Source organism: Deltaproteobacteria bacterium, from assembly GCA_018668695.1.
GTDB lineage: Bacteria > Myxococcota > XYA12-FULL-58-9 > XYA12-FULL-58-9 > JABJBS01 > JABJBS01.
In genome coordinates this window covers 1-11,121 of the sequence record JABJBS010000423.1, presented here as the reverse complement: position 1 = coordinate 11,121, position 11,121 = coordinate 1, and the positions used below count along the sequence as shown (strand labels likewise).

The 11,121-nt window shown below is 50.4% G+C and carries 8 protein-coding genes; 5 read left to right on the top strand and 3 right to left on the bottom strand.

The features are described from left to right. A partial coding sequence (locus HOK28_24990; protein MBT6436369.1) for a hypothetical protein occupies nt 1–580 on the bottom strand: 580 nt, incomplete at its 3' end. A 52-nt stretch (nt 581–632) separates the two neighbouring features. Between HOK28_24990 and HOK28_24985 the strand changes: the two genes are divergently transcribed. From HOK28_24985 to dusA, 3 genes are read left to right on the top strand one after another with little or no spacing between them, the layout of a single operon-like run. Then, nucleotides 633–1,079: an SseB family protein gene (locus HOK28_24985; GenBank protein MBT6436368.1), complete on the top strand. Its 447-nt coding sequence runs from the start codon at nt 633–635 to the stop codon at nt 1,077–1,079. Nucleotides 1,080–1,091: 12 nt separating this feature from the next. Further along, entirely contained in the window at nt 1,092–1,394 is a 303-nt protein-coding gene (locus tag HOK28_24980; GenBank protein ID MBT6436367.1) for a hypothetical protein, read from the top strand. 23 nt (nt 1,395–1,417) lie between these two features. Then, nucleotides 1,418–2,455, top strand: coding sequence for a tRNA dihydrouridine(20/20a) synthase DusA (gene dusA, locus HOK28_24975; protein MBT6436366.1), 1,038 nt, complete (start codon nt 1,418–1,420; stop codon nt 2,453–2,455). Between the two features lie 12 nt (nt 2,456–2,467). Here the strand turns inward: dusA and HOK28_24970 are convergent, their stop codons facing one another. Then, the gene (locus HOK28_24970; GenBank protein ID MBT6436365.1) at nt 2,468–3,679 is read right to left on the bottom strand and encodes a hypothetical protein; all 1,212 of its coding nucleotides are present in this window, start codon (nt 3,677–3,679) and stop codon (nt 2,468–2,470) included. Nucleotides 3,680–4,232: 553 nt separating this feature from the next. Between HOK28_24970 and gltB the strand changes: the two genes are divergently transcribed. Together gltB and HOK28_24960 are read left to right on the top strand one after the other, a co-directional pair. Further along, nucleotides 4,233–8,804: a glutamate synthase large subunit gene (gene gltB, locus HOK28_24965; protein ID MBT6436364.1), complete on the top strand. Its 4,572-nt coding sequence runs from the start codon at nt 4,233–4,235 to the stop codon at nt 8,802–8,804. Then, on the top strand, nt 8,797–10,275 hold the full coding sequence (locus HOK28_24960) for a glutamate synthase subunit beta (GenBank protein MBT6436363.1): 1,479 nt from the start codon (nt 8,797–8,799) through the stop codon (nt 10,273–10,275). The genes gltB and HOK28_24960 overlap by 8 nt, the downstream gene beginning before the upstream one ends. On the opposite strand, the gene HOK28_24955 is transcribed toward HOK28_24960, so the two are convergent. Then, on the bottom strand, nt 10,276–11,121 hold an 846-nt coding region (locus HOK28_24955; protein ID MBT6436362.1), incomplete at its 5' end, for a serine/threonine protein kinase.

Sequence of the window (11,121 nt, the reverse complement as noted above, 5' to 3'; positions counted from 1 at the left end):
GTTGAAGAAGCGCTCGGCGAGGTCCGTGAAGAGTGCGGTCGTGAGAAGAAGACGAAACGCCAAAAGGGATCTGGGATCGAGTTTGAAAAGCGTGTCCCGAAATTCCCGTGGAAAGTGCAGATTCATGGCTAGTTGCATTCCTGGTAAGCATATTCAAAGGCTGTAGCCCTAGAGCCGTCTCACGATTTGGCGAGGAAGGCAAGGAGCCGGTCTTGGTTTTTTCTTCGTCTTTATAAGGACTTAACTGGTCCCAAATGAAGAGTAACCCGACGCTCAGAGCGGTACCTGCGAGGGTTGATAGAAAATCATGGCCCGAGGATTCGCCGCCGTGCCTGGCATCGAGCCATTCCTTCGTGCCACCGACCAGTGCGCCCAACGCCATGCCACTCGAGGCGCGGACCCAGCTTTTCTCATGAAGGCACGCGGCCAAGCCGTATCCGGCGGCGCCAAGAGCAACCCCGGCTCCGAGGTGCAGTAATTTATCGTCTGGGAGGGCTGCAGAAGCCATTTGAGGCTTGCTAAGAGCGGTTGTGATCATGAAGAGCATCGTTATCACTTGCCAAATTCGGGTTGGTGGCATAGCAGAACCTCGATTCTAGAGAGCAGAATGACCCCAAAAACGCGAGGCGCTAATGAGCGATATTCAAGAACCTGATAATGTACGATTAATCAGGGCAATGAAAATGGCAGCTCGGGTTCGCAATGATGCGAGCCGACAAAAACTCTATCATGCAATTGTAGCCAGTAACCTTTGGCTCGCCCTGAAAGCGCCATGGAGCAGTGAGACTCCTTTAGCCACGGAAGACATCGAGTCAGCTGGGGATTTGCAAGGTCGCCCGAGTGCGGCGGTTTTTACCTCACGAGAATACGCAACCAAGTGGAGAGCTGAGCATCCAGATTTTATCCTCATGGATGGCACCGACTTATTTGGGGCTTTGATCAAGACAACCATCGGCTCTGTTCAAATCAACCCCGCTGGTCCGGTGGGCGGCGAATTGTACCGACATGAAGTTGAGACCATTGCAGAGGGCGGTCGTATTCTACGCTTGCGAGCGCAGGCTGCATCAACAAGCCATTAGGAACCGAAGATAATGAGCAAAGAAGAAGAATATGCAATGCCGAAGGAGCAGGCGCTGAAGTGGAAAGAGCGTCGCCAGATGGGTCACCGGAGATTCGTGGGTCTCTACGGTTTTTTCTTTCTCGGCGGACCCGTCTTTTCTTACAAGCTCTGGCAATATTCCCAGGGTTCTGGAAGCTTTCTAAACGATGTTGTGCTTTGGCCCGCGATGGCGGTGATAGCCGGCGGCTGTTTTGGGCACTGGTTATGGCGCTTTAATGAGGCAGCTTTCGCAGCGACCCCGGTTGAGGCTTACAAGGACGATGCGGGCAGCTGAGCCCGGTAGACCGAGACTTTCTGATGGAACCTATGACCGATAAAGAAGCAAATAAGAGTGAGCACGCAACTCGCTTCGAGCACCCTTTGAGTGTGGCGCCGATGATGAAACGAACAGACCGTCATTACCGGCATATGATGCGTTTTATTACGAAAGAGACACTTCTCTACACGGAGATGGTAACGAGCCGAGCGATTATATTTGGTAAGCGTGAAAAGCTGCTGGGCTTCTCTGAATCTGAACATCCTATCTCTTTGCAGCTCGGTGGTGACAACCCTGCTGAACTCGCTCAGGCTGCTCGCATAGGTGTGGAAGAGTGGGGCTATGACGAAATTAATCTCAATGTGGGATGTCCCAGTGACCGAGTTCAAAATGGGAATTTCGGTGCGGCATTGATGGCTCGTCCGGACCAAGTTGCACGTTGTGTTGAGGCGATGCGAGCATCTGTTTCTGTACCGGTGACAGTGAAACACCGCATCGGGATTGATGACATCGACCGCTATGAAGACATGGAGCGGTTTGTCTCGGTTGTTCAAGAGTCGGGTTGTAAACGGTTTACGGTGCATGCGCGAAAAGCTTGGCTTGAGGGGTTAAACCCAAAACAAAACCGTGAAATTCCGCCTCTACGCTACGCGGAAGTTTACCGGCTGAAGGAAGAGTTCGACCATCTGATTGTTGAAATCAATGGTGGCATTAAAACGCTTGAAGATATGCAAACACACCTCAAACATGTTGATGCTGTGATGGTGGGCCGGGCGGCTTATGACAATCCCTATCTCTTTAGTAAAGTAGACGGACTTTTTTACGGTAAGCCAGACCTAGGGCTTTCACGCCACCAAATAGTGGAGGCGATGTATCCGTATATTGAGGACTGGCTGGCTAAGGGAGGCCGACTCAATCAGGTGACACGTCACATGATGAATCTCTTTGTTGGACGGACAAAGGGCAAGTTTTGGCGCCGCTACCTCACCGTTGAGGCTCCTAAAGATGGAGCAGGTATAGAGGTGTTGCGTGATGCGTTGGCGCAGGTACCTGATCTTCAAGAAACCAGGGCAGCCTAAGCTCTAAAGCACTTACCAGGGGCGAGTTGCCCACCAAGTTCCACCGAGATAGGCTCCAACGACGACTTCAAAACCGCCGTTGGAAATGGTGCCAGGGGATGAGATTGTCGGCGCGCCTAGGCGGTCTGCACTGTTGTCGAGGTCATCATCATAAATCGTTGCCGCTTGGTCAAAATGCATAATTTCCCATTCGACCATAATCGCATCGAGAATGCCGATAACCGTGGCAATCACGTCGTTGCGCGATTGGATACAGAGATTTTCAATGGTGGTTTGCATGCCGCAAATGCCAAAGCTTGAACATAGCGAGTTCGCAACTTCTTGTGAGAGCGCACCGCAATCAACCAATGATTGTAGCGCCGCTTCCAAAGTTTGAAATTGACCCTGTGATGCAAGCTCCGTGATATAATTGAGAATGTAAGTAACGAGCTGTGCAATTTGAAATCTAACTCTACGCTGAGGTAGCAAGAATTCATCTCCAAGGACTTCACCTTCGAATGGTAGGGCTTCGGCACCAATGATACCGAAATTAGTCACATACTGATTCAGGGGTACGCTTACCTCGGCGCACTCAGGGTAGGTCGGGTCTTGCATGCCGAGTGGGCAACCGTCGATGATCATGATTGTAGCTTGTTGCCAGTCTTCTTCACCGCTGATGGGTGCGTCGCCGCCCGTGTGATTCACTTCCATTTGCGCATCAATTTTAACGTCTTGGAAAAACTGGACGATGCCGTTGAGGATATGCACCAAATCACTGACCCACGTGGGGATATAGTCATCAACAATTTGCTGGAGAATCGCTCCGATAAAAGGAATGTTGTTGAGGTCTTCGTTGCCTAGAAGCACTTGGTCGATCAAATCGATTTCAGTGCCGAGACTGCCTAGAGGGCCGAGGTACTCCGACCAGTCTAGATGGTACTCGGTATCCCAGCTGCCACTGACGCCGATGGGGTAGGTAGGCTGATCAGGTTCAAGGTCATCGCTTGGATCTAGCTCGTCGCTTGGGTCGGAGTCATTGTCGAATGTTGGGTCATCGCCATTGGGGACACCTGTTGGGAGGCATTCACCGTTAACGCAGATGTAACCGATCGGACACTCACTGTCGTCCACGCAGCCAATCGGATCTCCAGAGTCGTCGCCATTAAGGCTGCTTAGCTTGTCATTCGCACAGCCGCCTAGAACACCGGTGAAGATGATCAGGAACAAAATAGACAATTTCTTCATAATTCCCCCGTTGATGATGCTGTTCTCCCCGCGAACTGACACATCAAGTCAAAGACCCTACACGGCTCACTGCGAAACTGGCTATACAGTTGTGGGTAAATTTATGTGAACCTGATCTAATGTCGGTCGCTGTCCTACATTCGGCTACACTTATATCCAAGCTTTTATTCAGCGGAGGGAGTGAGCGGCTATCGAATTGAGTGCGGAAAGCCCATGCAGCCAGACCCTGAGAGAGGCATTCTTGTCGATTCACTCATAATAAAAAAAATAGCGCCTCAATTGGCCAGTATTTTCAGGTGGTTATATGGGCAAAGGTAAGGTTGGGAATACGTCAAGGTGCGTCAATAGCCGTATGAGCCTATTGACAGGAGCCCCCGTCTTAACGCAGTGTGTTGTATGTGGTGTATGATGCAAGTGGGGGACAGTCGCTTCTGATTACGAATAAACATAACGATTTCAATAGAATAGAAATATGGTTTACGACGGATTTTAAAACCCGTCACCCCGGCTCACTGCCTTTTTCACCTTACGCGGAAGGATAGGGATAGCACCAATGTCATATGGATTCCCCGAGAAGCACGGCCTTTATGATCCAGCAAACGAGAAAGATAGCTGCGGAGTGGGCTTTGTAGCTCATATCAAAGGCATTCAAAGCCATGCGATTATCCGAGATGCGGTGAAAATGCTCGACTGCATGGACCACCGAGGTGCTTATGGCTGTGAAGCCAACACAGGTGATGGCGCTGGCGTACTCACAGGATTACCGTTTGAATTTCTTGGAGCGATTGCCAAGCAAGAGTTTGGGATTACATTGCCTGAGCCCGGGAAATTTAGTGCTGGCATCGTGTTTTTGCCGGTCGACATCACGGAACGCGAAACCTGTCGCAAACAAGTCGAAGATATTATTGCTGAGCGTGGGCAGACCCTCTTAGGCTGGCGGGTTGTTCCCGTAGATCCAGACAAGGCGAACCTTGGTCCAACGGCTCGAGCCAGTCAGCCCTTTGTTGAGCAAGTGTTTATTGAAGCGAATAGCTCCATTGATGAGCTGGCTTTTGAACGAGAGCTCTACCTAATCCGGAAGAAAGCAACGCGCTTGATTCGAGGCTCTTCGCTTGAAGAAGCCCAGCGGTTTTACATTTCGTCTCTGTCTCCGCGAACTATCATTTATAAGGGTATGCTTGCGCCTTATCAGGTGCCGCTTTTTTACCCAGATTTAGCCGATGAACGTTATGCGTCTCACTTGGCGATGGTCCACTCGCGTTTTTCAACCAATACCTTCCCATCTTGGGATCGTGCGCAGCCTAACCGTTTCATGGCTCATAATGGTGAAATCAATACGCTACGAGGCAACGTAAACTGGATGCGAGCTCGCCAGGGTGTAGTCGATAGCGAGCAATACGGTGAGGACCTCAAAGAACTCTTTCCAATTGTAGAGCCAGACTTAAGTGACTCGGGGTCATTTGATAATGTTCTTGAGTTCTTGATGATGAATGGTCGCACGCTTCATGAAGCCGCGATGATCATGGTTCCTGAAGCTTGGGAAAATCATACATTGATGACTCAGGAGAAGAAGGACTTCTATGAGTACCATGCGTGTATGATGGAGCCCTGGGATGGTCCAGCTTCGATTGCATTTACCGATGGTCGTTATATTGGTGCTCTACTGGATCGAAATGGTTTGCGCCCAAGTCGGTATTACCTAACGCACGATGACCGAGTGATTATGGCCTCCGAAGTTGGGGTTGTGCCGGTCGAACCCGAAAACGTGAAGCGTAAAGGCCGTTTGGAGCCAGGGCGTATCTTCCTCGTAGACTTTGAAGAAGGTCGTCTCGTTCCCGATGCGGAAGTAAAGCAAGACATCGCGACTCGCAGAGCCTACGGAAAATGGCTGGGCGAAAATAAGCTCGACCTCTCAAATATCCCTTCTGCAAAAGTATTGCCCGCATTCGACGGACGCAGCTTGGTTAGCCGGCTTCGTGCTTTTGGTTATACAACTGAAACAATTTCTTTCATGTTGATCCCGATGATTGTGCAAAAGCGCGACCCCATCGGATCCATGGGAAATGACGCCGCTTTGGCCTGTTTGAGTGACAAGCCGCGGATGGTCTATGACTACTTTCGACAACTCTTCGCTCAAGTAACCAACCCGCCGATTGATTCGATTCGAGAAGAAATCATTATGAGCTTGGGTTGTTACATCGGACCGGAGCGTAATCTACTCGATACCACCCCAGGCCATAGTCATCGCTTGCACATCAAGCATCCTATTCTAAGTAATAAAGAATTTGCAGCAATCAAGGAACTCGACCACCGAGGTTGGCGTTCTAAGGTCATTGATATCACTTGGGCACGCGAAGAGGGCGAGGCCGGTATGGTGACCGCTTTGGACCGCATCTGTGCAGAGTCTGAAGAAGCCATCGATGAAGGCTACAGTATTATCATCCTCTCGGACCGCAAGACTTCCAGCTCCAGGATTCCAGTCAGCACACTGATGGCAACGGGAGCGGTGCATCACCACTTGATTCGTCAGGAAAAGCGGACGCGCATTGGCTTGGTTGTAGAAACGGGTGAAGCGCGTGAAGTGCACCACCACTGTTTGCTGATCGGTTTCGGTGCCGATGCCATCAATCCATATGTAGCCTTTGAGGCACTTTGGCAATCTTACCTGGATGGAATGTTTCCTGGGGATGAGGTCTACGAAAGTCCTATTCGCGTTGAGCAGATGTATCGAAAGGCTGTGGCCAAGGGCATGCTTAAGGTCATGGCCAAAATGGGAATTTCTACGCTGCGTTCCTATAAGGGAGCACAAATCTTCGAAGCGGTGGGTCTAGCATCTGACGTGATCGATAAGTGCTTCGTTGGTACGGCAAGCCGGATTGAAGGCGTTGACTTAAAAGTGTTGGCGAAAGAAGCGCTTCGAAGATTTGAACTGGGCTATCCAAGCCGCGATCAAGTTCGTTTGAACGTGCTCAGTAATTCAGGTGAATTCCATTGGCGGGCAGACGGTGAACGTCACATGTGGGACCCGGAATCTATTTCGTCCTTACAACAGGCTGCGCAAACGAACGATAAGAGTGCTTATTGGAAATTTGCTGAGCATGTGAACGAAGAGACGACCCGGGCTTGTGAACTACGCGGGTTGATGGATTTTAAAGAGTCCACACCGGTACCGCTTGAAGAGGTAGAATCAGCTCAGGATATTGTTAAACGATTTTGTACTGGCGCCATGAGCTTTGGTTCGATCTCAGCCGAAAGTCATGAAACTCTCGCCATTGCGATGAACCGTTTAGGCGGTAAATCGAATACAGGTGAGGGCGGCGAAGACCCCACACGGTTTGCACCGTTGGGCAACGGAGACAGCAAACGATCAGCGATTAAGCAAATCGCAAGCGGTCGCTTTGGTGTAACGATTTGGTATTTGGCCAATGCTGACGAGATTCAAATTAAGATTGCTCAAGGTGCCAAGCCAGGTGAAGGCGGCGAGCTGCCCGGTAAAAAAGTCGATGAGACCATTGCGAATATTCGCTACTCAACGCCAGGTGTGGGTTTAATTTCTCCGCCACCTCACCACGATATTTATTCCATTGAGGATTTAAAGCAGCTTATCCAAGATGCCAAGAATGCTAACCCAACGGCACGAATCAGCGTGAAGCTGGTGAGCGAAGTAGGTGTAGGAACTGTCGCGGCAGGTGTTGCCAAGGCTTACGCAGACCACGTTTTGATTTCCGGGTCGAACGGTGGAACAGGCGCATCACCTCTAACGTCGATTAAGCACGCGGGTCTGCCTTGGGAACTTGGTCTTGCAGAAGCACATCAGACCTTGGTGATGAATGACCTGCGTTCAAGAGTTGTGGTGCAAACCGACGGCCAACTCAAAACAGGCCGTGATGTGATGATTGCAACTCTGCTTGGCGCGGAGGAATTTGGTTTCAGTACAGCTCCTTTGATTACGCTTGGGTGTATCATGATGCGTAAGTGTCACTTGAATACATGCCCAGTGGGAATCGCAACTCAGGATGCCGAACTTCGTAAGAAGTTTAAGGGTAAGCCCGAAAGCGTCGTGAACTATTTGTTTATGGTTGCCGAGGATGTGCGGCAGTGGATGGCCAAGTTAGGCTTTAGGAACATCAACGAGGCAATCGGTCGCTCCGACATGTTGAAGATGCGAGATGATATCAACCATTGGAAAGCCGACGGGATTGACCTCACGAAACTTCTGACGCCTGCTAAAAAGATGCATGACGCTGTTGAGGTTTATTGCACCAAGAAGCAGAATCATGGACTTGAGCATGCACTGGACAATGAGCTGATTAAGAAGTCGGCACCGGCACTGGAAAAAGGTGAGCCGGTACGGTTCAGTTCCATTATTAAAAATACCGACCGGGTAACTGGAACGATGTTGAGTCACCGTCTGGTGAAGCGTTGGGGCGGTAACATGTTGGAAGAGGACACCATTCATATTGATATGAAGGGTTCCGCTGGTCAGAGCCTGGGTGCTTTCTTAGCAGGTGGTATTACGATTGAACTTGAGGGCGATGCCAACGATTACGTAGGCAAAGGGCTTTCTGGCGGTAAAATCGTGGTTTATCCGCCGAAGGAGTCGACCTTTAAGGCATCCGAGAACATCATCGTTGGTAATGTGTGTTTGTACGGTGCAACCGGTGGAATGGCGTTTGTTCGCGGTGTAGCTGCAGAGAGATTCGCGGTTCGTAACAGTGGAGCAAGAGCGGTCATTGAAGGTGTGGGCGACCATGCTTGTGAATACATGACCGGTGGCCGGGTTGTCGTCTTGGGACCCACAGGGCGAAACTTTGCGGCAGGTATGAGCGGCGGTATCGCTTATGTGTGGGATCCCCACGGAACGTTTGCCAGTCGATGCAATTTAGGAATGGTTGAGATTGAACCCATTGAAGTGGTCGGCGATTTAAAAGAGGTGAGAGGACTTATCACACTTCATTACCGGCATACGGGTTCAGAGGTCGCAAAGACGTTCTTGGACAATTGGGACGCACGGCTCAAGGAGATCGTTCGGGTGATGCCGCTTGATTACAAGCGTGTTCTTCGTTCACGAACAGATGACCGCACGATGAGAGGTGCATTCGACGGGGAGGTGGCTCATGGGTAAGCCAACAGGTTTTCAAGAATTTATTCGCCAAACGATTTCGTACCGAGAGCCCTTGGTGCGCATTGGGGATTATAAGGAAATTTACACCGAGCCAGCTCAAGAACATCTGATGGAGCAGGGCGCACGATGTATGGATTGCGGTGTGCCTTTTTGTCAGTCCAACTCGGGCTGCCCCATCGACAACTTGATTCCTGAATGGAACGACCTCGTTTTTCAAGGCCGTTTTAAAGAGGCAATTGATAGATTGCACAGCACGAACAATTTCCCTGAGTTTACGGGGCGCGTTTGTCCGGCACCATGTGAAGGTGCATGCGTTCTCGGTATCACGGAAAAGCCTGTAACGATTAAGAACCTTGAGAACTCTATCGTTGACCGTGCGTTTGACGAGGGATGGGTTGAAGCACAGCCTCCGCAGACACGAACGGGTAAAAAGGTCGCTGTCGTTGGTTCAGGTCCAGCCGGACTTGCAGCGGCTCAGCAGTTAAACCGGGCAGGTCACTTTGTTACGGTTTATGAACGCTCTGACCGCATTGGTGGTCTTTTGATGTACGGCATTCCAAACATGAAGTTGGAAAAAGATTTGGTTGATAGACGTGTACAGATCCTGCGTGACGAAGGCGTGGAGTTTGTAACTGGCGCAGACGTTGGCCGAACGATTGATCCCCAGAAAATGCTCGGTGATAACGATGCAATGCTTTTGGCAACAGGAGCAACCAAGCCAAGGGATCTACCTATTGATGGTCGTGAACTCAGCGGCATTCATTTTGCGATGGATTTTCTAACCGCGAACACCAAGAGCCTCTTAGACTCGAAGCTTGAAGACGGAAATTTTATTTCGGCTGAAGGCAAGAATGTCATTGTTATTGGCGGCGGTGATACGGGGACCGATTGCATCGGCACATCGATTCGCCATGGCTGCAAGAGTGTTGTGAACTTCGAACTCCTGCCTCAGCCTCCTGAAGAACGCGCTTCTGGCAATCCTTGGCCAACGTGGCCGAAGATTTTTCGGGTTGATTATGGTCACGAGGAAGCTGCACGGAAATTTGGTGATGACCCAAGAACTTACTGCGTATTGTCCAAAGGATTTATCCGGGGTGATGATGGTAACGTGGCGGGTATCAAAACGGTCGAAGTAGACTGGGTAAAAGATGAGACCGGCCGCTTCCAAATGAAGGAAGTCGAAGGCTCTGAGAAAGAGTGGAAGGCTGACCTCGTATTGTTGGCTCTTGGCTTTCTAGGACCTGAGCACTACATCTCCGAAGGTTTGGATTTAGAGCTTGATGGTCGCTCGAATTACCAAGCAAGTCATGGGGAATTTGAGACGAATATTCCAAAGCTCTTCAGTGCTGGCGATTGCCGGCGGGGTCAGTCATTGGTGGTTTGGGCCATCAATGAAGGACGCGGTGCTGCACGGTCTATCGATGTATTCTTGATGGGTTCAAGTGAACTACCAGCACCCTCAAATCACTGATTAGCCGCTGTGATCAGATAGGTTAGCATCCCAGGGGCTTCGTTTCAGAAGCTCCTCAGCTTTATAACGTAGCTCTGGGCTAAGGTTGTTAAACCTAGCGTCTTCGAAAGCATCCACCAGCTCTTGAATATGGTCGAATCGGTCGTCTGGGCGTTTGGCCACCGAGAGTGCCAACACCTTAGCGATATCCTCAGGTAGGTCTTTTAGCAAAGTCATCGGATCTTTGGGATTCACGTAGACGATGCGAAAAAGCGTTTGAGGTAAGTTGGATGCGGTAAAAGGGGTGTGCCCGGTGAGTGTCCGATAAATAACAGCGCCTACTGAGAATATATCACTGCGGTGGTCTGAGTCGTGACCTCGTGCTTGTTCCGGTGACATATACCCAGGCGTTCCAATGAGGCCATCGCGTGTGAGTGTACCTTCAGAGTCGGTGAGTTTGGACACACCGAAGTCGAGAATCTTCCAGTGGCTGGCAGTGGTATTCGAGGACGCTGTTCTAAAAATGTTAGACGGTTTGATATCTCGGTGAACAATATGCATTTCGTGAGCTTTACGCATACCTTCGCCAACTTCTTTGAGCAGCTCTCGAATACTTTCAAGATCCATTCTCGCCTTGCGTCTCAGCACGGAGCCTAAATCTTCGCCATCAAGCCATTCCATGGCCAGGTAAGGTAGACCGTCGCCCATTTCACCAACTTCATGGATAGCGACAACGTGCGGAGAGTCGATTCGGCGTGCGATATTGCCCTCTCGGATAAAGCGCGTCACTGCAGTGGAGCGATAGACGGCTGCGGCTTGGAGCACTTTTACCGCAGCGGCTTCCCCGGTTTCTTTGTGAGTAGCTCT

Excerpts from the sequence above, each read along its gene's own strand:
- HOK28_24985 (MBT6436368.1), top strand. The coding sequence starts at position 633 with ATGAGCGATATTCAAGAACCTGATAATGTACGATTAATCAGGGCAATG.
- HOK28_24960 (MBT6436363.1), top strand. The coding sequence starts at position 8,797 with ATGGGTAAGCCAACAGGTTTTCAAGAATTTATTCGCCAAACGATTTCG.
- gltB (MBT6436364.1), top strand. The coding sequence starts at position 4,233 with ATGTCATATGGATTCCCCGAGAAGCACGGCCTTTATGATCCAGCAAAC.
- HOK28_24980 (MBT6436367.1), top strand. The coding sequence starts at position 1,092 with ATGAGCAAAGAAGAAGAATATGCAATGCCGAAGGAGCAGGCGCTGAAG.
- HOK28_24970 (MBT6436365.1), bottom strand. The coding sequence starts at position 3,679 with ATGAAGAAATTGTCTATTTTGTTCCTGATCATCTTCACCGGTGTTCTA.
- dusA (MBT6436366.1), top strand. The coding sequence starts at position 1,418 with ATGGAACCTATGACCGATAAAGAAGCAAATAAGAGTGAGCACGCAACT.